This is a genomic window from Massilia sp. BGA-UO-ETr-WB1 (genome assembly GCF_059567845.1).
The window spans coordinates 707,508-733,789 of sequence record NZ_JCAQOT010000024.1 but is presented as its reverse complement, the minus strand read 5'-3'; the positions used below and the strand labels follow the sequence as shown (position 1 = coordinate 733,789).

At 67.4% G+C, this 26,282-nt stretch carries 20 protein-coding genes; 11 read left to right on the top strand and 9 right to left on the bottom strand.

The genetic code is table 11. The features are described from left to right. Positions 1-10 precede the first annotated feature (10 nt). Positions 11-3,103 (bottom strand): TonB-dependent receptor, encoded by a 3,093-nt coding sequence (locus AC56DV_RS16410; RefSeq protein ID WP_496315334.1) that lies wholly within the window; start codon positions 3,101-3,103, stop codon positions 11-13. Positions 3,104-3,446: 343 nt separating this feature from the next. Between AC56DV_RS16410 and AC56DV_RS16405 the strand changes: the two genes are divergently transcribed. Genes AC56DV_RS16405 through AC56DV_RS16390 form a run of 4 tightly spaced genes read left to right on the top strand, consistent with a single transcriptional unit; the run spans position 3,447 to position 8,015 of the window. Continuing rightward, entirely contained in the window at positions 3,447-4,715 is a 1,269-nt protein-coding gene (locus AC56DV_RS16405; RefSeq protein WP_496315333.1) for an efflux RND transporter periplasmic adaptor subunit, read from the top strand. 36 nt (positions 4,716-4,751) lie between these two features. Beyond that, the gene (locus AC56DV_RS16400; protein ID WP_496315332.1) at positions 4,752-5,447 is read left to right on the top strand and encodes an ABC transporter ATP-binding protein; all 696 of its coding nucleotides are present in this window, start codon (positions 4,752-4,754) and stop codon (positions 5,445-5,447) included. 10 nt (positions 5,448-5,457) lie between these two features. Next, complete coding sequence (locus tag AC56DV_RS16395; RefSeq protein ID WP_496315331.1) at positions 5,458-6,771, top strand: ABC transporter permease; 1,314 nt, start codon at positions 5,458-5,460, stop codon at positions 6,769-6,771. Between the two features lie 8 nt (positions 6,772-6,779). Beyond that, positions 6,780-8,015 carry an ABC transporter permease gene (locus tag AC56DV_RS16390; protein WP_496315330.1) on the top strand — a complete coding sequence of 412 codons (1,236 nt, stop codon included), beginning with the start codon at positions 6,780-6,782 and terminating at the stop codon, positions 8,013-8,015. Between the two features lie 15 nt (positions 8,016-8,030). On the opposite strand, the gene AC56DV_RS16385 is transcribed toward AC56DV_RS16390, so the two are convergent. Next, positions 8,031-8,735 (bottom strand): SDR family oxidoreductase, encoded by a 705-nt coding sequence (locus tag AC56DV_RS16385; RefSeq protein ID WP_496315329.1) that lies wholly within the window; start codon positions 8,733-8,735, stop codon positions 8,031-8,033. Between the two features lie 175 nt (positions 8,736-8,910). Here AC56DV_RS16385 and AC56DV_RS16380 point away from each other — a divergent pair, with 175 nt between their 5' ends. From AC56DV_RS16380 to AC56DV_RS16355, 6 genes are all read left to right on the top strand, one after another. Next, on the top strand, positions 8,911-9,501 hold the full coding sequence (locus tag AC56DV_RS16380; RefSeq protein ID WP_496315328.1) for a TetR/AcrR family transcriptional regulator: 591 nt from the start codon (positions 8,911-8,913) through the stop codon (positions 9,499-9,501). A 55-nt stretch (positions 9,502-9,556) separates the two neighbouring features. After that, positions 9,557-10,915, top strand: a complete 1,359-nt coding sequence (locus AC56DV_RS16375) for a sigma-54-dependent transcriptional regulator (RefSeq protein ID WP_496315327.1) — start codon at positions 9,557-9,559, stop codon at positions 10,913-10,915. Next, positions 10,912-12,255 carry a sensor histidine kinase gene (locus AC56DV_RS16370; RefSeq protein ID WP_496315326.1) on the top strand — a complete coding sequence of 448 codons (1,344 nt, stop codon included), beginning with the start codon at positions 10,912-10,914 and terminating at the stop codon, positions 12,253-12,255. The genes AC56DV_RS16375 and AC56DV_RS16370 overlap by 4 nt, the downstream gene beginning before the upstream one ends. A gap of 119 nt (positions 12,256-12,374) precedes the next feature. Next, positions 12,375-12,944: an FxDxF family PEP-CTERM protein gene (locus AC56DV_RS16365; RefSeq protein ID WP_496315325.1), complete on the top strand. Its 570-nt coding sequence runs from the start codon at positions 12,375-12,377 to the stop codon at positions 12,942-12,944. 9 nt (positions 12,945-12,953) lie between these two features. Then, a complete protein-coding gene (locus AC56DV_RS16360; protein WP_496315324.1) occupies positions 12,954-13,724 on the top strand; it encodes a spermine/spermidine synthase domain-containing protein in 771 nt (256 codons plus the stop codon). Between the two features lie 219 nt (positions 13,725-13,943). Further along, complete coding sequence (locus AC56DV_RS16355; protein ID WP_496315323.1) at positions 13,944-16,418, top strand: TonB-dependent receptor plug domain-containing protein; 2,475 nt, start codon at positions 13,944-13,946, stop codon at positions 16,416-16,418. 37 nt (positions 16,419-16,455) lie between these two features. Here the strand turns inward: AC56DV_RS16355 and pdxR are convergent, their stop codons facing one another. After that, the gene (gene pdxR, locus AC56DV_RS16350) at positions 16,456-18,024 is read right to left on the bottom strand and encodes a MocR-like pyridoxine biosynthesis transcription factor PdxR (RefSeq protein WP_496315322.1); all 1,569 of its coding nucleotides are present in this window, start codon (positions 18,022-18,024) and stop codon (positions 16,456-16,458) included. Between the two features lie 68 nt (positions 18,025-18,092). Here pdxR and AC56DV_RS16345 point away from each other — a divergent pair, with 68 nt between their 5' ends. Further along, entirely contained in the window at positions 18,093-18,752 is a 660-nt protein-coding gene (locus tag AC56DV_RS16345; protein ID WP_496315321.1) for a pyridoxamine 5'-phosphate oxidase family protein, read from the top strand. Positions 18,753-18,802: 50 nt separating this feature from the next. Here AC56DV_RS16345 and AC56DV_RS16340 read toward each other — a convergent pair whose 3' ends face one another. Genes AC56DV_RS16340 through AC56DV_RS16315 form a run of 6 tightly spaced genes read right to left on the bottom strand, consistent with a single transcriptional unit; the run spans position 18,803 to position 26,279 of the window. Beyond that, positions 18,803-20,539 carry a hypothetical protein gene (locus AC56DV_RS16340; protein ID WP_496315320.1) on the bottom strand — a complete coding sequence of 579 codons (1,737 nt, stop codon included), beginning with the start codon at positions 20,537-20,539 and terminating at the stop codon, positions 18,803-18,805. Then, entirely contained in the window at positions 20,536-22,614 is a 2,079-nt protein-coding gene (locus tag AC56DV_RS16335) for a hypothetical protein (protein WP_496315319.1), read from the bottom strand. The genes AC56DV_RS16340 and AC56DV_RS16335 overlap by 4 nt, the downstream gene beginning before the upstream one ends. Continuing rightward, complete coding sequence (locus AC56DV_RS16330) at positions 22,598-23,680, bottom strand: BatA domain-containing protein (RefSeq protein WP_496315318.1); 1,083 nt, start codon at positions 23,678-23,680, stop codon at positions 22,598-22,600. Before AC56DV_RS16330 ends, AC56DV_RS16335 begins: the two co-directional genes overlap by 17 nt. Then, positions 23,677-24,651 (bottom strand): DUF58 domain-containing protein, encoded by a 975-nt coding sequence (locus AC56DV_RS16325; protein WP_496315317.1) that lies wholly within the window; start codon positions 24,649-24,651, stop codon positions 23,677-23,679. The genes AC56DV_RS16330 and AC56DV_RS16325 overlap by 4 nt, the downstream gene beginning before the upstream one ends. A gap of 12 nt (positions 24,652-24,663) precedes the next feature. After that, a complete protein-coding gene (locus tag AC56DV_RS16320) occupies positions 24,664-25,650 on the bottom strand; it encodes an AAA family ATPase (protein ID WP_496315316.1) in 987 nt (328 codons plus the stop codon). Positions 25,651-25,658: 8 nt separating this feature from the next. Continuing rightward, entirely contained in the window at positions 25,659-26,279 is a 621-nt protein-coding gene (locus AC56DV_RS16315) for a DUF4159 domain-containing protein (RefSeq protein WP_496315315.1), read from the bottom strand. Between the last annotated feature and the right edge of the window lie 3 nt (positions 26,280-26,282).

Sequence of the window (26,282 nt, the reverse complement as noted above, 5' to 3'; positions counted from 1 at the left end):
GCCCTTTCGTTTAGAACTTCATGCGCAGGCCGACTGCGAAGGTGCGGCCCGGATCGTACTGGGACATGGTGGCGTTGGAGAACTGGAAGTAGCCACGGCGCTTGGCCTTGTTCAGGTTCACGATGTCGAAGGTCAGCGATGGCCAGCCTTCGCGATCGAACACCTGGTCCAGTTCGATGGCGGACGAGAAGTCCCACTGCTTGTACGTGTCGCCGAACAGCGCAGCTTGCGTGATGCCGCTCTGGTTCGCCGTGGCCACCTGGCTGCCCTGCGAGTAGGTGTGCATGAAGCGCGCCATGTAGCCGTGGTTCTCGTAGTACACGCTGAAGTTGTTGGTCTTCTTCGGCACACCCAGCGCGATGAAGCCGCTGGAGCCTTCGCCGCTGGCCTTCTGGTTGATCAGCGTCAGCGTTTCGTTGAAGCCGAAACCCTTGATCGGCAGCAGTTTGTCGAGCGGCTGCACCCAGCCCAGTTCCAGGCCTCGGATGCGCAGGATGCCGTCGGCGTTGCGCGGACGGGTCATCACGACCTGCGCCACGTCGGGGCCGCCGCGCGAGTCGATCGCCTGCTGCTGGGTCGGGATCAGCGTGCCGTAGTTGATGCCGTACTGCGCCAGCGCGCTGAACGGCATGCTGATGTTCTCCTGCACCGTGAAGCCGTTGACACGCTTCTGGAAGCCGGTAACCGAGACGTAGCCTTCACGGCCGGTGTACCAGTCGAGGCCCAGGTCGATATTATCCGACAAGTAAGGCTTCAGTGCCGGGTTGCCCATGGTGCCGGTGTCGGCCGACACGCCGGAGAAGTTGATGCCCGGGCGCAGCGCGTTCGGATCGACGCGGGTCATGCTGCGCGATGCGGCGGCGCGGAACACCATGTCCTTGCGCACGTCGACGGCAACCGTAGCGGATGGCAGCACGTTGCTGTAGTCCGTGTTCTGGTACACCCATGCGCTGATGTTCGGGTACTTGCTGCCGTTCAGAGGCAGGTTGGCATTGCGCGGATCGGACTGCGAATTGAGCGCACCCACTTGCTGGTTGGTGCGCACGTAACGTACGCCCGCGTTCCAGCGCGTGTTGAAGCCGGCCGGAGCCAGTTCGCCGCTCGCTTCCATGTACACGCCCTTCGACTTCTCGCGGATGTAGCCGGCGCTGGCGCCGGTGGACGATGCACCCGAATCCGGCGCGGTGCTGTTGTAGTAGTCGTAGTTCGAGTCCTTGCGGAAGCGGTCCCAGTCCAGCGCCAGATTGCCGTACGGGCCGGGCACCAGGTAGCCCGGCAGCGCGGCGTTGGTGATCAGCGAACCCTGGTAAGTCAGCGGCGCCGACTGGCCTGCCGTGTAGCCGGTGCCGTAGCCCGGGTACAGTGCCGCAGCGCTGGCGCCCGGCGTGCTGGCGCCGTTGCATGGCGGCGCGCCGTTCGGGCCTTGCAGGAACACGGTCGGGTTGTTGCCGCAGACGGCAGCCTGCCATGCAGCGGAGTTGTCCTGCGCGCGGATCTGGCGGTCGATGTCGTCCCAGGCGAAGCCGCCCTTGATGGTCAGCTTCTTGTCGCCCCATGCCAGGTTGGTGTGGAAGCCCTTGGTTTCCGTCTGGCGCAGCTCGTTCTGGATGTTGACGCGGCCGCCCACCCACTGGTAGCTGGCCGGGTTGCTCAGGTCCAGGTTCGAGACGATCGACGGCACGCCGCCGTTGTTGGCGTAGGTGATGGTGTTGCCGCTGTTCGGCGCCGTCATCGGCATCACGGTGGGTGCTTCGTGCGTGAAGCGGCTGCGGTTGTAGTTACCCGCTACGTCCAGCACCAGCTTCGGCGTGATCTTCCATTCGGCGCCGGGGTTGATGCCCAGCAGGTCGACCTTGTCGCGGCGCGGGCCGAACTCGATGAAGTTCAGCGCGTTGGCGAAGGTGCCGGAGGTGACCGTGCAGCCATTGGCGCAATCGGTCTTATCGACCTGCATGTTGAGCGGAATCGACGCATTGTTACGCACGGCCCAGGTGTAGGCATTGCGCTGCATGTCGTCGTCCTTCTTGCTGTACATGGTGTCGACGTAGAAGTGCAGGTTTTCGGTCGGACGGTATTCGCCCGACAGCACGGCGGAAATCTTGTCCTTGGTGCCGTAGTATTCCATGGTGCGGCCCAGGCGCGGCACGATCGCATTGTCGATCTGCTGGATGGTCAGGCCCGGATTTTTCGCCAGCAGGAATGCCTGGTCGATCACGGTGCCGGCCACCAGGCCGTTGCCGGCATTGGCCGGCACGGTGGCCGGGATGGTCCAGTTGCCGCCGCCGGTGTTGTTGCGGGTCGGCGAGCTGCTTTGCGCGGCGGTCAGGTTGGGGTTGGTCCAGCCGACGGTTTCAAAGCCGGTGGTGCGGGCTTCCTGGCGCGACAGCGAAATGCCGCCCAGGATACCGTACTTGCCTTCCCAGGTATTGGACCAGATGGCGGTGCCGCGCGCGCCGGCCTTGTCGGCGATCTGCTGCTTGGTGCCGGTCAGGCTGATGGAGGTCTGGCGGCCTTCCTTGTCGAACGGGCGCGCGCTGCGCAGGTTGACCACGCCGGCGGCGCCGCCTTCGATCTGGCCTGCGGTCGGGCTCTTGCTGACGGTGAGCTTGGTGAACAGGTCGGTCGGCAGCAGGTCGAGGTCGACCTCGCGGTTGGTGTTGGCGCCGTCGATCGGGCCGGACGAGGCCACGGCGACCGGCGAGTTGTTCAGCAGGATTTTGGTGAACGAGGAACCCAGGCCGCGGATCTGGATCGTCATGCCCTCGCCCGTCACGTCGCGGCTCACGCCCACGCCCGGCACGCGGGCCAGCGATTCGGCGATGTTCTTGTCCGGGAATTTGCCCAGGTCTTCGGCGTTGATCGAATCCTGGAAGCCGACGGATTCCTTCTTATCCTTGGCGGAAGAGATCAAGCTGTTGCGGAAACCCGTCACTTTCACGGTTTGCAGCGGCGCGCCGCTGTCCTGTACCGCTTCGGGGGCAGGCGCCGGCGCCGTGGCCGCCTCCTGTGCATAGGCCTGCGCGATAACGCTGGCCATAACCGTCAGACCCAATACCACCTGCTTGCGCGCCTGGGCGGCGTGCTTTCCGTGCTGCTTGATCATCTTTGTCTCCTGGTGTTTTTCGATGCTGCTTTTATCAGTGTAGGAGCGTTTCGGCGAGCTTGTCAACATTTTCTAACATCGAATGTTATACGCAACCATTTCTAGTTTCCAGCTTGGATACAGTGCGTTACAGCGTATCCAATAGAGCGTCATGGTTGCAGGAAAGATACGCATGTTTAACGCAATCATGCACCGCACGGCCCGCCTGTCCGCCCCGGACAAGGACGGACAGCCGGACAGCGGACACGCCCCGTCCTGCCCTGCGAAATCAAGCACTTAGCTGCCGCAGCGGGCTGGCATGCTTTCTGCATTGACGTGCTTACATTTTTCACAAGCACACACCATGATCCGAGACACCTCCCATCAAGACACCGTCATCGCGCCACCGGCCGGGCAGCACCTGAAGCGCAAACTGATCGCGCTGGCGGTGGCCGTGGCGGTGGTGGCCGGCGGCGCGGTCCTGTACGGCAATTGGGCCGGCAGCAGCCATTCGGTGAGCGCGGCGCGGCTGCGCATCGCCGATGTCACGCGCGGCACGCTGATACGCGACGCCGCCGTCAACGGCCGCATCGTGGCCGCCGTCAGCCCCACGCTGTACTCCACCTCCCCTTCCACCGTGACCCTGAAGACCCACGCCGGCGCCACCGTGAAGAAGGGCGACGTGCTGGCCATCCTCGAGTCGCCCGACCTGACCGACGAACTGAAACGCGAGCAGGCCACCTACCAGGAACTGGCGGCCGAAGTGGCGCGCCAGCAGATCCTGGCGCGCAAGCAGAAGATGCTGGCCCGGCGCGACGCCGACACCGCCGAGATCGACCGCCTGTCCGCGCAGCGCACGCTGGAACGCTACGACGGCGTGTCCAACGAGGGCGTGGTGGCCAAGATCGACTACCAGAAGGCCAAGGACGCGCTGCAGGCGGCCGAGGTCCGTTCGCGCCACGCGGCGCAGGCTGCCGAACTGGAAAACGACAACGTGCTGCTGGAGCTGAAAACCAAGTCGGCCCAGCTGGAGCGCCAGAAGCTGAACCTGGCCAACGCCCAGCGCAAGGTGGACGAGCTGACCGTGCGCGCCCCGGTGGACGGTTTCATCGGCACGCTGTCGGTGCCGAACCGCAGCGTGGTGCCGGCCAACGCGCCCCTGATGACCCTGGTGGACCTGTCCGCGCTGGAAGTGGAAGTGGAAGTGCCGGAAACCTATGTGGCCGACCTGGGCCTGGGCATGAGCGCCGAGATCCAGGTGGGCGGCAGCAAGGCCATGGGCAAGCTGTCCGCGCTGTCGCCCGAGGTGGTGAAGAACCAGGTGCTGGCGCGGGTGCGCTTCGACGGCAAGCAGCCGGAAGGCCTGCGCCAGAGCCAGCGCGTGAGCGCGCGCCTGCTGATCGACGAAAAACCGAACGTGCTGATGCTGCCGCGCGGCTCCTTCGTGGAGTCCGAGGGCGGCCGCTACGCCTACGTGCTGCGCGACGGCGTGGCCGTGCGCACGCCGATCAAGCTGGGCGCCACCAGCGTCACGGCGGTGGAAATCCTGAGTGGACTGAAACAGGGCGACAAGGTGGTGGTCGCAGGCACCGAGACTTTCGAGAACGCCGAGCGCGTCTCGATCAACCAATAACGCAATCGAACCAATACAACCATCAAGAGGCCCCTCATGCTGCGCATGCAAAACCTGAGTAAAGTTTACCGCACCCACATGATCGAAACCCACGCACTGCGCGGCTTCGAGATCAACGTCAAGCAGGGCGAGTTCGTCACCGTGACCGGCCCGTCCGGCTCCGGCAAGACCAGCTTCCTGAACATCGCCGGCCTGCTGGAGGAATTCACCGACGGCGAATACGTCCTGGACGGCACCAACGTCAGAGGCCTGGACGACAATGCCCGTTCGCGCCTGCGCAACGAGAAGCTGGGCTTCATCTTCCAGGGCTTCAACCTGATACCCGACCTGTCGCTGTTCGACAACGTGGACGTGCCGCTGCGCTACCGCGGCTTCAACGCGGCCGAGCGCAAGGAGCGCATCGAGGACGCGCTGGCCAAGGTGGGCCTGGCGTCGCGCATGCGGCACTACCCGGCCGAACTGTCCGGCGGCCAGCAGCAGCGCGTGGCGATCGCGCGCGCGCTGGCCGGCTCGCCCAAGCTGCTGCTGGCCGACGAACCGACCGGCAACCTGGACACGGCCATGGCGCGCGGCGTGATGGAGCTGCTGGAAGAGATCAACGCGCAGGGCACCACCATCCTGATGGTGACGCACGACCCGGAGCTGGCGGTGCGTTCGCAGCGCAATGTGCACATCATCGACGGCCAGGTGTCGGACCTGGTGCGCAAGGCGCCCACGCTGGTGTCGGCATAAGGAGGCGCGCATGTTCTCATATTATTTCCTGCTCGGCATACGCAGCCTGCGGCGCAACCCGGCGCTGACCGCGCTGATGGTGCTCACGCTGGCGGTGGGCGTGGCCGCCAGCATCGCCACGCTGACCATCCTGCACGTGATGTCCGGCGACCCGATCCCGTCCAAGAGCGAGCGCCTGTTCGTGCCGCTGCTGGACAACGGTCCGCTGCAGGGCTACACCCCGGGCGACAAGCCGAACGACCGCCAGCTGTCCTATATCGACGCGGCCAACATCGCCGCCAGCAAGCAGGGCGACCGCCGCACCGTGATGTACGGCGTGGCCGGCCCCATCGAGCCGGCGCGCAAGGACCTGAACGTGTTCAACGCGGCCGGCCTGGCGCCGACACGCGACTTCTTCGCCATGTTCGAGGTGCCGTTCCTGTACGGCCAGGCCTGGAGCGAAGCGCACGACGCGGCCGGCGCGGACGTGGTGGTATTGAGCCGCAAACTGTCGGAAAAGCTGTACGGCGACGCCGACCCGGTGGGCCAGCGCGTGACGCTGATGGGCTTCGAGTACCAGATCACCGGCGTGTACGACACCTGGGACCCGGTGCCGCGCTATGTGCGCATCATCGGCGGCCCCGGCGCCTTCGGCAGCGAGGACGAGTTCTACATCCCGTTCGCCACCGCCATCCGCCACCAGTACGGCCACAACGGCAGCATGAGCTGCAGCGCCTACCGCGACCCCGGCTTCGATGCGCTGCTCAAGTCCGAATGCACGTGGATCCAGGGCTGGATCGAAATGCACTCGGCCGCCGACCGCCCGGCCCTGAAGAACTGGCTGGACGCCTACGCCGCCGAGCAGCACAAGCTGGGCCGCCTGAAACGCAACGCGCCCACCCAGCTGTACAACGTCGGCGAGTGGCTGGAATTCCTGAAAGTGGTGGGCAACGACAACAAGCTGTCGGCTTGGCTGGCGTTCGGCTTCCTGGTACTGTGCCTGGTGAACACCATCGGCCTGCTGCTGGCCAAGTTCTCGGTGCGCGCGCCGGAAGTGGGCATCCGCCGCGCACTGGGCGCCTCGCGCAAAGAGATCTTCAGCCAGTTCCTGATCGAGACCACGGTGGTCGGCCTGGCCGGCGGCATCCTGGGCCTGCTGCTGGCCTTCGGCGCGCTGGCCCTGCTCGCCATGCAGTCCAAGCAGCTCACTGTGGTGGCGCACATGGACTGGATCATGATGGGCTCGACCTTCCTGATGGCGGTGGCCTCCGCCGTGCTGGCCGGCCTGCTGCCGACCTGGCGCGCCTGCCAGGTGACGCCGGCCCTGCAACTTAAATCCCAATGAGGACAACCATGGAAATCCGTCCCATCCTCTCCGCGCTGATGCGCAACAAGACCGGCCCTATCCTGGTGGCGGTGCAGGTTGCGCTCAGCCTGGCCATCCTGGCCAACGCGCTGCACATCGTAAACATCCGCCAGGCGGTGGCGGCGCGCCCGACCGGCGTGGTGGCCGAGAACGACATCTTCCACCTGCAGGCGCGCAGCCTGCGCGAGAGCGGCCACGAGGAGCAGCTGGCCATTCAGAAAGCGCAGGCGGCCACGCTGCGCGCGGTGCCGGGCGTGCTGTCGGTGGCCGACGTGAGCCAGGTGCCGCTGTCGCGCTCCGGCAGCTACAACAGCTTCGTGGTGAGCCAGAAGCAGGACAAGGAAACCGCCAACACCTCCTACTACATCTCGCCCGATTCGCTGGTGAAGACCTGGGGCCTGAAGCTGATCGAGGGACGCGACTTCAACGCCGCCGACGTGATGGAGATCGACCAGAACACCAGCAAGGATCAGCCCAGCCTCATCATCATCACCAAGGCGCTGGGCCAGAAGGCCTGGCCGGACGCCACCAGCTACGTGGGCAAGACCTTCTACATGGGCATCGGCCCGGAAGGCCGGCCGGTGCGCGTGGTGGGCGTGGTGGAACGCCTGCAATCGCCCGGGGGACAGGTCGATATCACCGGCGAGATCAGCACCATCGTGCCGGTGCGCCTGACCGGCGACAACTACTCCATGTACACGGTGCGCGCCGAGCCGGGCCAGCGCGACCGCGTGATGAAGGAAGCCGAGGAAGCGCTGCGCAAGGCCAGCAACAACCAGCTGGTGGTCAAATCGAAGACGCTGGAAGGCGACCGCAAGGACCGCTACCGCGCCGACGTCGGCCTGGCGTGGATGCTGATCACGGTCAGCGGCCTGCTGCTGCTGATCACCGCCAGCGGCATCGTCGGCATGGCCAGCCTGTGGGTGACGCAGCGCCGCAAGCAGATCGGCGTGCGGCGCGCGCTGGGTGCGCGGCGGATCGACATCCTGCGCTACTTCATCACGGAGAACATCCTCATCACCAGCGTGGGCGTGACGGCGGGGGTGCTGCTGGCGCTGGGCCTGAACCAGCTACTGGTGAGCAAGCTGGAAATGGCGCGCCTGCCGGCCGGCTACATGCTGGCCGGCGCCGGCGTGTTCTGGGCGCTGGGCATCCTCGCCGTGTACGGGCCGGCCTGGCGCGCGGCCTCGATCTCGCCGGCCATGGCCACCCGCAGCGCATAAGAAGCAAAGTGGAAGCTAAGCCACGGCCAGGTAAGGCGCGCCCTCGGCGGACAGGCCCGCCTTGATGGCGCGCGTGCCCTGGTCGGCCAGCACTTCCTGCCGGCCCGCCTCCACCCCGTCCAGCGACTGGATCGCCACCTCCGACGGCTGTACTTTCGGCACGTCGAAGCCTTGCGTCAGGTCGGTATCGATGAAGCCCACGTGCAGGCCCTGCACGCTGGTGCCCTGCGCCGCCAACTCGCGCCGCAGCGAATTGGTGAAGCTCCACGCGGCCGCCTTGGACGCCGAGTAGGCCGACAGGAAGGGGCTGGCAATCCAGGCCGCGTCCGACAGCACGTTGACGATGGCGCCGCCGCCGTTGGCCTTCAGCACCGGCGCGAAGGCCAGGCTGACGTGCATCACGCCGTAGTAATTGGTCTCGAAGATTTCGCGCGCCATATCCACCAGCCCCGGCTCCAGCATCGACGGCAGCACGCGGGCGATACCGGCATTGTTGACCACCAGCGTCACGTCGCCCGCCTGCGCCACCGCCGCAGCCACCGACGCCGGGTCGCTCACATCGAGGCGGATCGCGGTCACGCCGGGAATATCGACGCCTTCCGGATTGCGAACGCCTGCATAGACTTTGGCGGCGCCGCGCGCCACCAGTTCTTTAGCGAAGGCCAGGCCAAGGCCACGGTTTGCACCGGTAACGAAAGCGACGGAATTTTTGATGTTCATGATGAGAGCTCCAGTGGTTTTAAGATTGCGACCGCAATCAATGAATTAATAGTAGTGGTCGCAATTATTAAAGTCAAGCAGAGATTTTTCTTTCCTTGTCGGCCTTTCCGCCGCCCGCCAACTTTAATTGTGACCACAACCAAAGTGTGCGAAAATAAGCCGCAAGGAGCGCATCATGAAAATCTCGAAGGAAAAGGCCGAAGAAAACCGCGCCGCGCTGGTGGAGGCGGCAAGCCGCCTGTTTCGACAGAAAGGAATAGACGGGGTGGGTGTCGCCGAGATCAGCCGGGCCGCCGGCCTGACGCACGGCGCGCTGTACGCGCACTTCCCGTCCAAGGAAGCGCTGGCCGCCGAAGCGCTGGCGTGGAGCCTGGAGCAAGGCAACGCCAAACTGCTGACCGGCACCGTCGATGGCGAACCGGACCTGGACAAATTCCTGGCCGGCTACCTGACCGTCTGCGAAGGCGAGGACTACGCCGAGCACTGCGCCATGGCCGCCGCCGCCAGCGAGATCGGCCGCCAGGACACGGCCGCCAGCGCCGCCTTCAGCGAAGGCTACATGGTGCTGGTGCGCGCGTTCGAGCGCCGCATCGCCGCCGCCAATCCCGGCGTGGACGCGTTGGGCACGGCCATGGGCGTGGTGGCCGCCATGGTGGGCGCCCTGTCGATCGCGCGCGCCACCGTGAAGGCCAGGCCGGAGCTGTCGGCCCAGGTGCTGCAGGGCGCGCGCGGGATGATAGTCACCGCGCTGGGCAAAAACGCCTGATCCCGTCCCTGTCCCCGGCTCGCCCGTGCGGGCTGTTTTAGGCTATGCTGGCGGGATGCCTACCGTACTGATAATCGACGACAACGCCGCCATCGCCGTCGCGCTCGAAGTCCTGTTTTCGCTGCACGACATCGACGCGCTGCGCGCCGCCTCCCCCGAGGAAGGCCTGGCCCTGCTGGAGCAGCGCAGCGCCAGCATCGACCTGGTGATCCAGGACATGAACTTCACGGCCGACACCACTTCCGGCGAGGAAGGCGTGGCGCTGTTCCGCGCCATCCGCAAGCGCCATCCGGACCTGCCGGTGATCCTGCTGACCGCCTGGACCCACCTGGACGCGGCGGTCGACCTGATCAAGGCCGGCGCAGCCGACTACCTGGCCAAGCCGTGGGACGACAACCGCCTGATCGCCACCGTCACCAACCTGATCGAACTGGGCCAGGCCAACCGCGCCCTGTCGCAGCGCATGCAGAGCGACCTGCGGCAGCGGCGCGACCTGGAAAAGCACGAGCTGCGCGGCATGGTGTGGCAGGACCCGGCCACCGAACGCGTGATCCACCTGGCCTGCCAGGTGGCGAAATCGGACGTGCCGGTGCTGATCAGCGGGCCGAACGGCACCGGCAAGGAACGCATCGCGGAAATCATCCAGGCCAACTCGGCGGTGCGCGACGGGCCCTTCGTGGTGCTCAACTGCGGCGCCCTGCCCGCCGAGCTGATCGAGGCAGAATTGTTCGGCGCGGACGCCGGCGCCTACACCGGCGCCTCCAAGGCGCGCGAGGGCAAGTTCGAGGCGGCCGACGGCGGCACCCTGTTCCTGGACGAGATCGGCAACCTACCGCTGGCCGGGCAGATGAAGCTGCTGCGCGTGCTGGAAACCGGGCGCTTCGAGCGGCTCGGGTCGAACCGCGAACGGCAGGTGCGGGTGCGCGTGATCAGCGCCACCAATGCCGACCTGCAGGCCATGATACGGGCCGGCACCTTCCGCGAGGACCTGTTCTACCGCTTGAACGTGATCGAGCTGAACCTGCCGCCGCTGGCCGGGCGGCCGGCCGACATCCTGCCGCTGGCCCTGCACTTCCTGGACGGGCGCAAGACGCTGGACGCGCGCGCCCAGGCGGTGCTGCAGGCGCACCCCTGGCCCGGCAATGTGCGCGAACTGAAGAATGTGATGCAGCGCGCCTGCCTGCTGGCCGGCGGCGAGGTCATCACGGCGGCCGACCTCGGCCTGCCCGCCGCCGCGCTGGCGCCGGCGGCGCTGGCCTCGGCCGCCGCTGCCGACGCCGAGCCGGACCGCGACGCCATCGCGCAGGCGCTGCAGCGCGCGCACGGCGTGGTGGCGCAGGCGGCCGCCGAACTGGGCCTGTCGCGCCAGGCGCTGTACCGCCGCATGGAGCGGCTCGGCATCGCCCGCGCATGAAGCGCAAGCTGGGCATCCGGCTGTCCTTGCTCACGCGCTGGTCGGCGCTGGTGGGCACCCTGCTCACCTTGGGCATCCTGATCGCGCTGGCGCTCACGCGCCTGCTGCCGGACCAGCCCACGCTGGTGGTGGGCATCTGCCTGCTGGCGGTGATCCCGATCGCCATCATCACCATCCGCGCGCAGCTGGAACACATGCTGTCGCTGTTCCGCGCCCTCACCGGCACCGTCACCAGCTACAAGGACGGCGATTTTTCCTTCAGCCTGCACTGGCCGCAGAACGACGAGCTGAGCGACCTGGTGGGCGCGCACAACGAGCTGGGCCAGGTGCTGCGCGAACAGCGCCTCGGCCTGGTACAGCGCGAGCTGCTGCTCGACACCATGGTGCAAAACACGCCGGTGGCCATGCTGCTGGTGAGCGACGACGGCCCCATCGTCTACGCCAACATCGCAGCGCGGCAACTGCTGCACCAGGGCCGCCGCCTCGAAGGCCACCGCCTGGACGCCATCCTCGCGCACGCCGCACCGGCGCTGGTGGACGCCATGGCGCGCGGCGGCGACGGCCTGTTCACCACCGGCGAGGGCCAGGGCGAGGACGAGGAGGTCTACCACCTGGCCCGCCGCAGCTTCAACCTGAACGGGCGCAAGCACGAACTGCTGCTGCTGCGCCAGCTGACCCTGGAGCTGCGCCGGCAGGAAGTGCAGACCTGGAAAAAAGTGATCCGCGTCATCAGCCACGAGCTGAACAATTCGCTGGCGCCGCTGACCTCGCTGGCCCACTCGGGCGCCGAGCTGGTGCGGCGCGGCCAGACCGAGCGCCTGCCGCAAATCCTGGCCACCATCGAGGAACGCACGCGCCACCTGGAAACCTTTATCCTCGGCTACGCCCGCTTCGCCAAGCTGCCCACGCCGCGCCTGGAGGAGCACCAGTGGCCGGCCTTCATCGCCCAGCTCAAGGACCAGGCGGACTTCACGCTGGCCGGCGAACCGCCGCAGGAGGCGGCCTGCTTCGACGGCGCGCAGATGGAGCAGGCGCTGCTGAACCTGCTGAAAAATGCGCACGAATCCGGCTCGCCGGCGGACGGCGTCAGCCTGGCGGTGCGGCGCGTACAGGGCATGGTGCGCATCGAGGTGCAGGATCGCGGCCCCGGCATGAGCGACGCGGTGCTGGCCAACGCGCTGGTGCCGTTCTACTCCACCAAGCGCAGCGGCACCGGCCTGGGCCTGGCGCTGGCGCGCGAAATCGCCGAAGCGCACGGCGGCCGCATCACGCTCGCCAACCGCGACGGCGGCGGGCTCAGCGTGACCTTGATCCTGCCGCTGCAAGCGAGCTGTACATGATATAGCTCAGCTATACGATGTAACTTTTAATTAAGAATAATTATTAGATAATATTGCAGTTTCGGCTAACTTGAACTCAGCTGTTGCGCCACCCCTGCTGACTTCAATGGAGATCCGACATGAAACTGCTCAACTACCTGGCCGCCGCCGTGCTGGCCGCCGCCTGCAGCCACGCCGCTGCCGAGAACGTCAACGCCAGCTTCGCCCTGAACGGTTCGCCGCCGCTGCAGACCGGCGCCTATTCGGTCACCCACATGCAGTCCGGCGCCTTCACCGACACCATCACCTTCACGCCCGGCGTCGGCTTCTCCTTTGTGGACGCCAGCCTGATCACCATCGGCCTGGACGCCACCAATATCGACCTGACCAGCGTGATGCTGGGCTTCGAACCGATGACCATTACCAGCAACAACGGCGGCCTGGTGGAAATGGCGGCGGTCTACCACGCGGACGCGCTGGGCATCCTGCAGATCACGGTCAACGGCTGGGCCGGGCCGGCCGGCGGCGGCAGCGGCCTGCCGATCAACGCGGTGTACGCCGGCACGGTGAACGTGCTGGCGGTACCCGAGCCGGCCACGTACGGCATGCTGATCGGCGGGCTGGCCTTGCTGGCCCGGCTGGCGCAGCGCCGCCGCGAACAGGACGGGACCGCCGACGGCTGGCGTGCGGCGCGGCTGGACGGCTGGTAAACTAACGGGATGACATCGCTTCCCACCTCCGCCCGCTACGACCAGCCCGGCCACCCGCCGGCTACCATCACCGAATTCCAGGGCGTGCGCTCGCTGCACCTGGGCACGTCCTGGGTGCAGGGCGCCATGCGCATAGCCAAGCCCGACGCCATCGAGCTGGAATACGTGCAGATGATGATGATGTGGATGCTGTTCCAGGACCAGCCGCGCCATATCGTGCAGCTGGGCCTGGGCAGCGCCGCGCTGACCAAGTTCTGCTACCGGCGCTTCCCGGACGCCAAGGTGACCGCCGTGGAACTCAATCCCAACGTGATCGCCATCTGCCAGGCGCTGTTCGGCCTGCCGCCCAACGACGGCCGCCTGAATGTGGTGGAAATGAACGCGCTCGATTTCGTGATGGACCCGGCCAACCACGGCAGCGTCGACATCCTGCAGGTGGACCTGTACGACGAGGATGCGCGCGGCCCGGTGCTCGACACGCCCGAGTTCTACCAGGCCTGCTTCGACTGCCTGGGCGAAAACGGCATCATGACTACCAATGTGTTCGGCGAGTTCAGCAACTACGACAAGAATCTGCAGGCCATGGAACTGGTGTTCGACGCGGTGGTGTGGCTGCCCGAGGTGCATGACGCCAATATCGTCGTGCTGGCCTTCAAGCAATCGCCGCAGATCGACTTCAGCGTGCTGTACGAACGCGCGGGGGCCATCAAGAACCGGCTCAATTTGCGGGCCAAGACGTGGGTGGACGGGCTGAAAGGCTGGATGCTCGATCAGCAATAGATTGGCAGAATTTCCGCCCAGGGGACAACATTACGATATTTCTTCTAAGAAATCACGCGAAAAAATAAAGATTATTCGTTTTTACAACAGCTGCATCGGAAATGCACCGAAACAATGCATTAATTCTTGGTCCACTCAATCGTGCGCGTTAGTATTTTCGCACCGCCGGGGCTTACCAGCTCACCGCGCCCACTAATAACGAGAGAGAATGGACCTTACATGAAGATAGCAGCACGCCAGGCTTCGCCTATCCGCTTCAAACGCACCCTTCTTGCCAGCGCCGTCCTGCTGGCCGCCTCCCAAGCCCATGCCCAGACCGCCGCCGCCCCCGCCGCAGCGGCCGACGAGCAGCAGACCGTGGTCGTGCTGGGTTCGCGCTCGACCGCCAAGACCGCGCTGGACACCTCGTCGCCGGTCGGCCTGATCAACATGAAGGACATGCAATCGGCCGGTCCGCTGGAACTGGGCAAGCTGCTGCAGACGCTGGACCCGTCGTTCAACTTCTCCACCACCTTCATCAGCGACGGTACCGACATTATTCGTCCGGCCACCTTGCGCTCGCTCGGCCCGGACCAGCTGCTGGTGCTGGTGAACGGCAAGCGCCGCCACCAGCAGGCGCTGGTGAACGTGCAGCAAACCATCGGACGCGGCTCGGCCGGTACCGACATCAACGCCATTCCGCTGTCGGCCATCCACCACATCGAAGTGCTGCGTGACGGCGCCGCCGCCCAATACGGCTCGGACGCGATCGCCGGCGTGATCAACATCGTGCTGAAGTCGAACGTCAACGAGACCGCGGTCAGCGGCCAGCTGGGCACCACCAAGGAAGGCGACGGCGACATGATGTCCGGCAGCGTGAACCGCGGCTGGGCGCTGGGCGAGAACGGCGGCTTCATCAACCTGTCGGTGGAAGCGCGCAAGCGTGACGAAACCAACCGCGCCGGCGTCGATTCGCTGCGCGTGAACCCGCCGCGCGTGACCCAGCGCATCGGCGACAGCGACGCCAAAGACGCGTACGCATGGTGGAATGCGGCCCTGCCGATCGACAAGTCCAGCGAGTTCTACGCCTTCGGCGGCTTCTCCAAGCGCAAGGGCGATTCGTCCGGCTTCTACCGCTCCAAGGGCGACGGCCGCAACGTGCCTTCCGTGTATCCGGAAGGCTTCCTGCCCAACATCCGCACCACCGTCAAGGACGGCTCCTACGCCTTCGGCTACCGCCGCGACCTGGCCAACGACTGGAAGGCCGACGTCAGCATCAACCATGGCATGAGCGAGCTGGCCTTCCACGAGAAGCAGACCATCAACATCTCCTATTGGTACGAGCCGAAACCGGGCGGCGGCATCTACGCCGAATCGCCGTTCGAAGCCGACACCGGCAAGCTGAAATTCAACCAGACCACCTTCAACGCCGACGTCAAGGGCCCGGTCAAGCTGGGCGGCGAAGAGATCTTCCTGGCCACCGGCTTCGAGTACCGCCAGGACAATTACGAAATCGTCGCGGGCGATCCGGTGTCCTACCAGTACGGCCGCACCAACAACCCGGCCATCATCATCGGGAATCAGAACTTCGACCCTACGAAACCGAACGAAAACAGGGCGGCAGCGGGCACGCAGGGCTTCCCCGGCTACACCCCGGCCACGGCCGTGGACGAAGGCCGCCACAACATCGCGCTGTTCCTGGACGCCGAATACCGTCCGTTCAAGGAACTGCTGCTGGCCGGCGCGGTGCGTTACGAGAAATACTCTGACTTCGGCAACACCACCACCGGCAAATTCAGCGCGCGCTGGGACCCGACCAAGGAATTCGGCCTGCGCGGCAGCGTGTCGTCCGGCTTCCGCGCGCCGGGCGTGCAGCAGAAGTTCTACAGCTCCGTGTCGACCAACCTGAACCAGGCCGGCCAGCTGACCGAGACCCTGACAGCGCGTGAAGGCAGCAACGTCACCACCAAGCTCGGCATCAAGCCGCTGAAGGAAGAAACCTCGCGCAACGCCAGCTTCGGCATGGTGCTGCGTCCGGCCAAGAATATGTCGCTGACGGCGGACGTGTACCAGATCAAGATCAAGGACCGCATCGTGTTCTCGAGCGAGATCTCGCCCGAAGCCGGCGGCGGCCCGATCGCCGACGTGCTGAATCCGCTGGGCGTGGGCCAGGCGCAGTTCTTCACCAACGCGGTCGACACCCAGACCCGCGGCCTGGACATCGTGGCAGACCACACCACCCGCTTCGACGCCTCCACCCTGGTGCTGTCCGGCCAGCTGGGCTTCAACAAGACCGAAGTGACCAAGCGCCATTCGCCATCGAGCCTGCTGAGCGGAGCGCAGCTGTTCAACCAGGCGCAGGTGACGCTGATCGAACGCGGCCAGCCGCGCAAGCACCACGTGGTCGCGGCCGACTACACCTTCGGTAAGTGGAACGTGAACACCCGCGCCAACTACTACGGCGAAGTGCAGGGCGAAGGCTTCAGCCCGCTGCAGACCTGGGACGCGAAGTGGATCGTGGACGCGAGCGGCCGCTACAACTTCAGCAAGAAGACCAGCGTGTCGGTCGGCGTGAACAACCTGTTCGACACCTACCCGTCCGAGTGGACCAACGGCGGCGACTTCCCGAAACTGGGCTTCAAGTACTGCTGGGAGACCTGCCCGTTCGGCGTGAACGGCCGCTCGATGTACGTGAAGTTCGACACGGTGTTCTAAGCAATGCGGCGCGCCCCGGCGCGCTGGAATTTCCCTCCTAAGCCGCCCGCTTGCGCGTTCCGACGCGCAGCGGGCGCGCCTCATAAGCGGCCAGGTGGATCACCGCCGCCAGCCGTTGCACGAATCCATCGATCAGCTCCGCAGGAATCTGCGCGTAGCCCAGCATCAGGCCGTTCCAGGCCTGGCCGCGTTCGGCCGTGGCGTGCATGCCCAGCGTGTGCGCCACGATGCCCTGCTGCTGCAGGCGCGCGCTGATGCCGGCCGCGTCCAGCGCGGCGCCGGTGAAGCGCAGCGACAGGTGCATGCCGGCGGACGCGCCATGCACTTCCGCGATCGACCCCAGGTGCCGCTGTAGCGACGCCACCAGCACATCGCGCCGCTGCCGGTACAGGCGGCGCATGCGGCGCAGGTGCAGCGCAAACTGGCCGCTGCGCAGGAACTCCGCCAGCGCCAGCTGCTCGGCGACGCGGCCGCGCGCGGCGGACTGCGCGCGCATCCCGGCCAACGGTTCAGCCAGCCACGGCGGCGCCACCAGGAAACCGATGCGCAGCGCCGGGAACATGGTCTTGCTGAAGGTGCCCAGATAGAGCACGGGCGCATCCGGCGCCAGGCCCTGCATGGCCGCCAGCGGCGGACCGTCATGACGGAACTCGCTGTCATAGTCGTCCTCGATGATGAGCGCGCCCGCCGCGCGCGCCTGGGCGATCAGCGCCAGCCTGCGCTCCAGCGTCAGCACGCACCCCATCGGATACTGGTGCGAGGGCGTGGTGTAGATCAGGCGCGGCGGACGGCGCAGCCAGTCCTGCGGCGTGGGCGCGATGCCGTCCTGGTCCACATCGATCCCCTCCACCTTCAGGCCCGCGCCACGGAAGGAGGCCAGCGCGCCCAGGTAGCCGGGGTGCTCGATCCAGACCGTGTCGCCGGCGTCGGCGCAGGCGCGCGCGCACAGATCCAGGCTGCTCTGGGTGCCGTCCGTGATGAACACCTGGCTGGCGTCGCACAGCACGCCGCGCGAGGCGCGCAGATGGTCGGCGATGGCGCTGCGCAACGCCGGCTCGCCGGCCGGGTCGCCGTAGTTCAGCTGCGCCGGATTCAGGCCGCGCCAGGCCTTGTCCAGCAGGCGGCGCCAGTGGGCGGCGGGGAAGGCGTCCAGCGCCGGCACGCCCGGCACGAAAGCGCCCATCTGGTGGGCCGGCCCGGCCACCTCGCGCAGGTTGAGCGCGCGGCGCGACAGGCCGGGGAACTGCGCGCTTGCGGCCGTCGTCGCCGTGGCCATGGCCGCAGGCGCCATGGGGTCCATGCGGTCCCTGAGCGCGGCGGCCGATGCCGCGCCGATGGCCACGGCGGCGGCCGGCGCAACCCTGGTGCCGCTGCGGTCGCTCACAGCGTAGCCCTCGCACACCAGCTGCTCGTATGCATACAGTACGGTGTTGCGCGCCATGCCCAGTTCCGCCGCCAGCGTGCGCGTGGCGACCAGGCGCGTACCCGCCGCTAGCGTGCCGTTGCGGATCGCCGCGCGCAGGCATTCGTGCAGCATGCGCTGGCGCGGCCAGCCGCGCTGCGCGTGCTGCTGCGTGAAGGAGGAAACAAGCAAGGCGTAGTCCATTGTGGCTCCAAAATATTCAATCATGCTGGACCTTTTTTCAGGACCAGATGTTGATTATATTGCAGCACATGAAAACACATCCATCCCCACGCACCCGTGTACGCCGCGTTGCAGACAACGCCGCCTACGACACCGCCACCCTGTACGCCATCATCGACGACGCCTACGTCTGCCATATCGCCTTCAGCAATGGAAATGGCGACGGCGATGGCAGCGCGCCGCACTGCATCCCGACCGCATGCTGGCGCGAAGGCGGCCACCTGTACATCCACGGCTCCAACGGCAGCCGCATGCTCAAGCGCCTGGCCGCAAGCGAGGCCTGCGTCACCATCACGCACGTGGACGGCCTGGTGATGGCGCGTTCAGCCTTCAACCACTCGATGAACTACCGTTCGGCGATGGTGTACGGGCAGTTTGAAGTGGTGGAAGGCGACGCCAAGCGCCGCACCATGGAAGCGTTCATGGAGCGGCTGCTGCCCGGACGCCAGGCGCAGGTGCGCGGCGGCAGCGACAAGGAATATGCCGCCACCACGGTGATGCGCATTTCGCTGGAAGAAGCGGCGTGCAAGGTGCGCACCGGCGGCCCGCAAGACGATGCCGAGGACATGACCATCGACACCTGGACCGGCGTGCTGCCCCTGCAGCGCGTGCGCGCCGCCCCCATCCCCGACGAGGGCGCAGGCGAAGCGCCTGACTACGTCCTGCAGTGGCAGCAGCGCGCGGGCTGATCGGCCGCGCTTAGTTCGGCTTAGTTGGACTTAGTTGGGCCCGGCTGGGCTCAACTGCGTTCGCGGCGCCAGAGCAGGAGCATGCCGGCGGCGCAGACGAGGGCGAAGGGCCAGGATGGCAACGGGGTGCGCGGGTTGCCTGCGGTTGCGGCCTCCGGGGAGCGCGCCGCGTAGCGGGCCGTGGCGTCCTGGCGCAGGGCGTTCTGCCATTGCGGCCAGTCGCCGGCGGCGTGGATGTAGATGCGGTGGCGGGCCTCGCCGCTGCGCAGCGTGAGCCAGCCGGGCTGCGGCGGCCAGAAGGCGGCGCAGACGCTGTCGGCCTGCGCGCGGCGCGCTTGCCATGCGGTGGCGGGCTGGCCGTCGATATGCAGCGCGGCGCCTGCCTCGGCGCCCTGGGCGCAAATCCCGGCGCGCAGGCCGGCCACCGGCATCGGGTCCGGCTGTTGCCAGTTGATCTTCTGCGTGGCGCCGGCGGCGGCCTTGTCGAGCAGCGCCTGCCACCACTGGCCCATCGCTGCCGGCGACGAGATGCCGTAGCGGTGCCAGTCCGATACGCCTACCCAGCTGATGCGGCCCTGTTTCCATGCGCGCTGCCAGAGCCAGGGGCGGCCTTTGCCGTCGGTGGCTCCCGCGCTCCATGCGCCTCCCGGCTGGTCCGCAGGGTTGAGCGGGGCCGGCGGCATGGCGAGCTGCTCGCCGCCCACGTTGAACTGGCGGAGATCTTCCTTTTCCGTGGTGGCGGATTGCGGCAGCAGCCGCAAGGCCAGCTCGCGCTGCCAGACGGCGGCGTCGCTTGCATTGCCGCCCAGGATAATCAATGGCACGCCCTGCCCTGTTTGCGCCAGCAGTGCCGCGCGCGCGGCGGCCGGCAGCGCTTCGAACCAGGCGCCGTCGATAACTTGCGCGCTGGGCTCGGCCAGCGCCACGCGTGCGGACTCGGTGCGGCTCAGGCCTTTACCCAGCGTGGTCTGCCAGTCGAGCACGGCGTTGCTGTCGGTCAGGAGCTGGTTCAGCGCGCGGACGTCGAACGAGGGCGCGCCGAAGCGGCCGATGATTTGCAGCGGCAGCGGCGGCGTCACGTCCAGCGGCACGGGGCCTTGGGCGATGACTTTTCCCCCGGCGTCGAGCAGGCGGGCTTGCAGCAGCAGTTGCTCGGCAAGAGGGGGTTGCCAGGACAGCGTGAGCGGCGCAGCGGCGGGCTTGGCTGGCTCGGCGGATTCGGCGAGGAGCTGGCCATTCTCGGCGAGCAGCTGCAGGCGCCAGCCGGCTTGCGCGGCCGTGTGCTGCGCGGACAGGACGAAGCTGCGGCCAAGCGGCAGCGTGCGCGGGAAGTCGAGCCGCAGCAGGTCGCCTTGCGGTGCGGTCCAGCGCAGCGGGCGCGCGGGCAGGTCGTCCCACTGTGCGGCGCGCAGACCATGTCCGGTCAGCGCAATCGATCCGGCTTGCGGCACGGTCAGCAACGCGCGCGACAAGGCATCGCCAAGCGGTGCAACGGCACCGGACGCCCCGGACACGCCAGTGGTTCCGGCCAGCGGCGCCGGCGCGGATGGCGCCGCCATGGCGTCCGTGGCGACGGCGATCTCACCGGCGCCGGCAGCGGGCTGCGAGGGTGAGGCCAGCATGGCTGCCAGCGACAGAGCAGCCAGCAGCGCCAGCGCGGCGTTGAGCGCCTGGCTCCTGCGCGCATACAGCGCGGCACTGAGCAGCCCGGCCAGCAGCACGCCAACGCTGGCCGCGCCCAGACTGAGTCCGATGCCGAACAATTCCAACTTCCACTCCGCCATCATGGCTGCTCCTTGCCGCGCCAGGCCTGGCGGAATTTACTGTCGGACTGCGGCTGCGCCTGCAGCACGACGGCCGGTTCGGTGAGCGTGGCGCGCAGGTAGGCACGCAGCACGGCGCGGCAGCTGGTGCAGCCGTCAGCCACATCCTGCACGGCGCGCTGTGCGGCCAATTTCTGTTCATCGCCGCCGATGCGCGCGGCGATGATCTCGCGCGCGCTCTTGCTCCACAAGGCAGGCAGCGCGCCGCCGGAAGCCAGCGCCTGCACCAGCTCGCGCACTTCCTGCGGCACTTTGTCGTCCGCCGCGCCTTGCGCACGCTTGGTACTCTGCGCTCCGACCACGTCGCCGGTCAGGCGCTTTTCCTCCTTGATGGCCGGCGGCACGAAGGCCGTGCGGTGCAGGTAGACGCGTTCGGCCTGCTGTAATTCCTTGATGGCCTCCAGCGCCTTGTACTCGGGTGCCAGCGCGGCCTTGGGCACGACGGCGCGCAGCTGCTTTTCCGCGTCCCACATGGCTTTCAACGCGCGGCGCAGCACTTCCTTGGTCTTGGGGTCGAAGATGGTGGCGTTGTCGGTTTCGTCGTGCTTGTGGCCGAACTCGGCGACGATGCTGGCCATGCCGCCGTCCTTGAAGGCGCCGGGGCGCGGTGCAGGCGAGGCTTCGTGTTTGTCGTCATCGCCATGCTCGTCGCCGTGCTTGTCGCCGTTTCCATGGCCATGGCCATGTTCATCGTCGCCGAACAGCGTCGATTCCTCGCCGAGGAACTGGCCGTAGCGCAGCCGCAGGCGCGACTGGTCGCTGGCGATGGATTCGCTGCGCTCGCGCAGCGTGGCGGCGTTCAGCTTGGGCGCATCGGCCAGCAGTTGCTCGGTGTCGATGATGATCTGGCGCTGGCTGCGCAGGCTCTCGGGCTTGACCATGGTCGGCAGCGCCGAGGAATCCAGGCTTTCCGACTGCGGTCCGGGCAGGCGCAGCGTGTAGGTAGGGGTTTGCACGGTGTGCGGCTGGGGCGCGTTGTCGGTGGCGCGAAGGAAGAAATACAGTTCGTCGCCAGGCTCCATGCCCAGCTCGGCAAGGGACCAGTTCTTCTGCCAGTTGCGCGCGCGCGGGTCGGCCGATTGCGGCAGCGGCATCTCGCGGTCGCTGAAGCGGATGTTCTCGCCGCTGCCACGCGCAAGAGTCAGGTGCAGGCTTGCGCGGACGATGCCGTAGTCGTCGCGCGCGGCCACCGAGAGCTGGACCGACTGGGCGCCGGCGGGCAATACCTGGATGGCTTCCGCCGGCGCGACGATGCCGACTTGCGGCGCCTGGTCGATGGTGACGCGGATGTTGTGGCGGCTGCCGCCGCCCACGCGCCAGAACAGGGACTCGCTGGCGGTCCAGCTGGCGCAGTCCTGCGTCAGGTTGAGGGTCTGGCCGTCGCTCAGTTCTATGGTGGCGGGCGGCTCGCCGCTGCGCTTGTAGCACCAGCGCACCTGGCTGTGCTGGGGAACCTGGATGTCGCCGGCGTCGGACTCGAAGGGCGCGGCCTTGGTGTAGCCCGGCGGCGTGATGCGCAGCACGATGTCGCCGGGAGCCGGCGGTCTGGCTTTTCCGGCAGCAGCCTTGCCGTTGGCGTTGGCGGGGCCGGCCTGGTTGGCTTGCCATGCGTACGCCGAGGCGGCGCACAGCACGCTGGCGGCAATGGGCAGGAGCGTGTGGCGGATGCGGGCGCGGGCGATAGCGCGGCAGTCGTCTTCGCGCAGCACGTCGAGCAGGCGGGCTTGCAGGCGCTGGCGCTGCAGGCGGGCGATGGGCGTGGCCGGTTCGGTGCCGAGCAATGCGCTGCTGTCTTCCAGCGCGGGCACGGCGGCGTCCAGCCAGCGCGGCCATTCGGCGGCGACGCGGCGGCGCAGGGCGAGCAGATCGAAGGTGAGCCACGCCAGCCATGCGGTGATCAGGATCAGCGCAGAGGCCGTAAACGCGAGCAGAAGCAGCAGCGGCAGCAGCGCGGCGGCCGACAGCGGCGCGCGGCGCAGCAGGACGGCGCGCCACAGCCGGCGCTGCACGGTGGAGCGGAAGTCAGCGTCGGCGGACATGGGTCATCAGGCGTTCAAGGGCAAAAAGGGCAAGCAGCACGTAGGCCAGCCATGCGGCGGGCGGCGTGTTGGGCATGGCCAGCGGGGAACTGCGGCGCGGCGCGAGTTGCATGGCGGGCATGGAATATGGCTGCGCGGGGCGCGTCAGGGATTGCCATGCTTCATATAGCGCACGGGCGGTGTCGGCGGTTTGCGGCGGCAGGGCGCTGGAACGCCACAGGCGGCCGCGCGGGCTGTCGGTGATCTGCAGGGGCAGGCCGTTGATCGTCAACGGCGCGGCTGCCGGCTCCTTGGCGCCGAATGCGGCCAGGGGGGCGGAGGCCGACAGCAACCAGAGCGGAGCGTGCCAGCCGGGCGGCGGTTCGGCCGGCGAGTCCCAGACGATCAGCTTTGTTCCGGCGGAGGGCTTGTCTTCAATGATGTAGCGGCCATCGCCCGCCGCCGAGAACGCGGCGAACAAGGCGCGCCAGGCGGCCATGCGCTCCGGCGGCGCGGACACGGTAACGTGATGCTCAGCACGCGCTGTGGCGGCGGTGGCGGTGCCGGCGGTGTCCGTGGCTGGCAGGAGGCGGACGTCGGCGGCATGGACCAGGGACGGGGGCTGGGCGGGCATGGGGATGGACTCGGCCAGGATGAGCATGCGCGAGCCGGGCCGCCATTCGTGCTCGTTGGCTTGCAGCCACTGCAAGGCATTCTCCGGCAACGGCATGCGCGGTGCTGCGCCCAGCCCGGCTGCGGCGATCTGCTGCTCGATCCTCGCGGCGGGTGCGGGCTTGCCGTTGCGGGAGGCCAGCGCGGGGTCGATGAAGACGGTGTCGCCGCGCCACGGCATGGCGGTGGCGGCGAGCCAGGCGATCAGGGCGGCCAGCAGCAGGCAGCGCAGGGCCAGCAGGACCAGGTCTTCCCAGCGCCAGATGCGCGCTGTCTGCGGCGGTGCGGCGGGCAGGAAGCGGGCGGTGGCCAGCGGCTCGGATTTGACACGCTGACGCTTCTGCCGGTGCCACCAGACGGGCAGCAGCAGCACGGGCAAGGCGAGCCACCAGAGGGGTTGGGCGCTGGAGATCATCGCGCCCTCGCCCGCGGCGACGCCAGCTGCAGCCAGCCGCGCAGCACCGCCGCCAGTGGCTGCTCGATACGCGCTTCGTAGTAGGGAATGTCGTGCTGGCGGCATGCGCCGCTGACGGAGGCGAAGTGCGCAGCCAGCGCGGCGCGGTAGGCCGCACGCCCCGCTTCGTCCAGCAAATGGAGGCGGGCTGCGGCAGCGCTGGCGCGTGCGGTTTGCGCGAGCGCGGCCGGAGCAGCGGCACCGGCGGCGGTGCCGGCGGCAGAGGTATCGCCCTCGGGGTCGCGGTAGCCGGCGCCGGGATTGAAGCTGGCGTCCAGTTCGGCCTGCGTGCGCACGGCCAGCAGGCGCACGTCGTGTTGCATGTGGCGCAGGCGCAGCAGCGCTTCGGAGAGCGGCGACGGCCATTCCAGGCAATCGCTGGCGGCGAAGACAAGGCTGGGCGCGCGCGCGAAATGCAGGCTGGATTTAAGCGTGGCCGCATCCGGCATGGCGCCCTGCGGCCTGGCCTTGGCCAGCTGGGCCAGCACGCGCTGCAGCTGGCGCGGGCCGCGCGAGGCAGGGGTGAATTCGGTGCGGCCGCCGGTGCAGACCACCAGCCCGAACGCGTCGCCCTGCCGCTGCGCGACGGCGGCGATACAGGCCAGCACCGTGCCGGCGAAACGCAGTTTGTCGACATTCGGCACTTCGCGGCTGGGCTCGGACATGGACGCGGTAGCGTCCAGCCACAGCCAGGTGGCGACATGGCTGTCGCGCTCCGCTTCCCGCACGTAGTAGCGGTCCGCGCGCGCCAGCAGCTTCCAGTCGACGCGGCGCCACTCGTCGCCGGGCGCGTAGGCCCGGTACTCGGAGAACTCCACGCCCGCGCCGCGTTCGCGGCCCGCGTGGATGCCGTGGCCCAGCCCCGCCAGCACGTGGCGGATGATGAGCTCAAGGTCGTTGGTATGCGCCAGCAGCGCAGGTGTGTCCAGCATCGGAAGTCCAGCTTAGTCCGGGCGGATATCGTTGCGCAGCGCGGCCAGGATGTCGGCGATGGCGACGCCGTCCGCCTCGGCCTCGAAGTTGCGCAGCACACGGTGCGCCAATACCGGCAGCAGCATGGCGGCAATGTCGTCGCGCGTCACGGCCAGGCGGTTGTGCATCAGCGCGCGCGCCTTGGCGGCCAGCACCAGCGCCTGCCCGGCGCGCGGACCGGCGCCCCAGCCCACGTGCTTGCGCACCGCCGCCACCGCGCTCTCCTTCGGCCGCGTGGCGCGCACCAGGCGCGTTGCGTACAGCAGCAGGTGCTCGCCAATCTCGATGTCGCGCACCAGCTGCTGCAGGCGCAGCAGGGTCGCCACGTCCATCACCGGCTGCGCGTCGGCCAGGCCGGCGTGCGTGGTGGCCGACACCATGGCCACCTCCTCCGCTTCGCTCGGATAGCCGACGTCGATGCGCAGCAGGAAGCGGTCCAGCTGCGCTTCCGGCAGAGGATAGGTGCCCGCCTGCTCGATCGGGTTCTGCGTGGCCAGCACGAAGAAGGGTTTGGGCAGCTTGTGCGTCTGCCCGGCGAAGGTGACGGCGCGCTCCTGCATCGCTTCCAGCAGAGCCGACTGCGTCTTCGGCGGGGCGCGGTTGATCTCGTCCGCCAGCAGCACCTGCGTGAACACGGGGCCCTGCTGGAAGCGGAATTCGCGCTTGCCGGTGGCGTGTTCTTCTTCCAGGATCTCGGTGCCGACGATATCGGACGGCATCAGGTCCGGCGTGAACTGCACGCGCCGGAACTCCATCTCGGTGGCCTGCGCCAGCGATTTGACCAGCAGCGTCTTGCCCAGCCCCGGCACGCCCTCCACCAGCGCGTGACCGCCGCCCAGCAGGCAGATCACCAGCGAATCGATCACGTCCTGCTGGCCGATGATCACTTTCGACATGCTGGCCTTGAGCGCGGCCACCTTGGCGCTCAGCGCGCCGATTTCGTTTTCATTCCACTGCACAGACACGTTCAAGCTCCCAATGCGTACTGAATAATGTTGACTGCAAACCGCGTGTTGTCCACCACCAGCCAGCGCTTGTTGCGGAAGTCGTAGTCCCACTCGCAGCCGTAGTCCTTGTTGCTGTACAAGACCCGCACGCGGCCGCCGAATTCGATCGCCTTCAGGTAGTCGTGCACCAGGTCGTCGCCCCAGCCGTTCAGCTCCACGCTGGTGTTGGGCGGGCCGTCGAACTTGAAGAAGCTCGAATAGACCGGGTGGTTGTTCGGGATCTTGTGCAGCGCCTTCGGGCCGAACATCTTTGCCAGTTCGGCCTCGAAGGACTTGGCGAACAAGCCGTCGATGTCGTGGTTGCAGTCGTCCACGAACACGAAGCCGCCGCCTTTCACGTAGCGCTCGAAGTTCTTGCGCTCGGCGGGCGTGAACTGCACCAGCTTGTGGCCGGCCAGGTAGCAAAACGGCGCTTCGAGCATCCTGGGATCGGACAGCGCGACGATGCGCTCAACGGGATCGACGCGCAGGGTCGTGTATTCGACCAGCGAGTTGAGCACGTTGCTCGGCATGCGCACGTCCACATCCCAGTCGCCCGACTCGTAAGTCAGGCGGGTGAAGTAAAAATCGAAGCTGGCCATGCA

Excerpts from the sequence above, each read along its gene's own strand:
- AC56DV_RS16410 (WP_496315334.1), bottom strand. The coding sequence starts at position 3,103 with ATGATCAAGCAGCACGGAAAGCACGCCGCCCAGGCGCGCAAGCAGGTG.
- AC56DV_RS16405 (WP_496315333.1), top strand. The coding sequence starts at position 3,447 with ATGATCCGAGACACCTCCCATCAAGACACCGTCATCGCGCCACCGGCC.
- AC56DV_RS16400 (WP_496315332.1), top strand. The coding sequence starts at position 4,752 with ATGCTGCGCATGCAAAACCTGAGTAAAGTTTACCGCACCCACATGATC.
- AC56DV_RS16395 (WP_496315331.1), top strand. The coding sequence starts at position 5,458 with ATGTTCTCATATTATTTCCTGCTCGGCATACGCAGCCTGCGGCGCAAC.
- AC56DV_RS16390 (WP_496315330.1), top strand. The coding sequence starts at position 6,780 with ATGGAAATCCGTCCCATCCTCTCCGCGCTGATGCGCAACAAGACCGGC.
- AC56DV_RS16385 (WP_496315329.1), bottom strand. The coding sequence starts at position 8,735 with ATGAACATCAAAAATTCCGTCGCTTTCGTTACCGGTGCAAACCGTGGC.
- AC56DV_RS16380 (WP_496315328.1), top strand. The coding sequence starts at position 8,911 with ATGAAAATCTCGAAGGAAAAGGCCGAAGAAAACCGCGCCGCGCTGGTG.
- AC56DV_RS16375 (WP_496315327.1), top strand. The coding sequence starts at position 9,557 with ATGCCTACCGTACTGATAATCGACGACAACGCCGCCATCGCCGTCGCG.
- AC56DV_RS16370 (WP_496315326.1), top strand. The coding sequence starts at position 10,912 with ATGAAGCGCAAGCTGGGCATCCGGCTGTCCTTGCTCACGCGCTGGTCG.
- AC56DV_RS16365 (WP_496315325.1), top strand. The coding sequence starts at position 12,375 with ATGAAACTGCTCAACTACCTGGCCGCCGCCGTGCTGGCCGCCGCCTGC.
- AC56DV_RS16360 (WP_496315324.1), top strand. The coding sequence starts at position 12,954 with ATGACATCGCTTCCCACCTCCGCCCGCTACGACCAGCCCGGCCACCCG.
- AC56DV_RS16355 (WP_496315323.1), top strand. The coding sequence starts at position 13,944 with ATGAAGATAGCAGCACGCCAGGCTTCGCCTATCCGCTTCAAACGCACC.
- pdxR (WP_496315322.1), bottom strand. The coding sequence starts at position 18,024 with ATGGACTACGCCTTGCTTGTTTCCTCCTTCACGCAGCAGCACGCGCAG.
- AC56DV_RS16345 (WP_496315321.1), top strand. The coding sequence starts at position 18,093 with ATGAAAACACATCCATCCCCACGCACCCGTGTACGCCGCGTTGCAGAC.
- AC56DV_RS16340 (WP_496315320.1), bottom strand. The coding sequence starts at position 20,539 with ATGATGGCGGAGTGGAAGTTGGAATTGTTCGGCATCGGACTCAGTCTG.
- AC56DV_RS16335 (WP_496315319.1), bottom strand. The coding sequence starts at position 22,614 with ATGTCCGCCGACGCTGACTTCCGCTCCACCGTGCAGCGCCGGCTGTGG.
- AC56DV_RS16330 (WP_496315318.1), bottom strand. The coding sequence starts at position 23,680 with ATGATCTCCAGCGCCCAACCCCTCTGGTGGCTCGCCTTGCCCGTGCTG.
- AC56DV_RS16325 (WP_496315317.1), bottom strand. The coding sequence starts at position 24,651 with ATGCTGGACACACCTGCGCTGCTGGCGCATACCAACGACCTTGAGCTC.
- AC56DV_RS16315 (WP_496315315.1), bottom strand. The coding sequence starts at position 26,279 with ATGGCCAGCTTCGATTTTTACTTCACCCGCCTGACTTACGAGTCGGGC.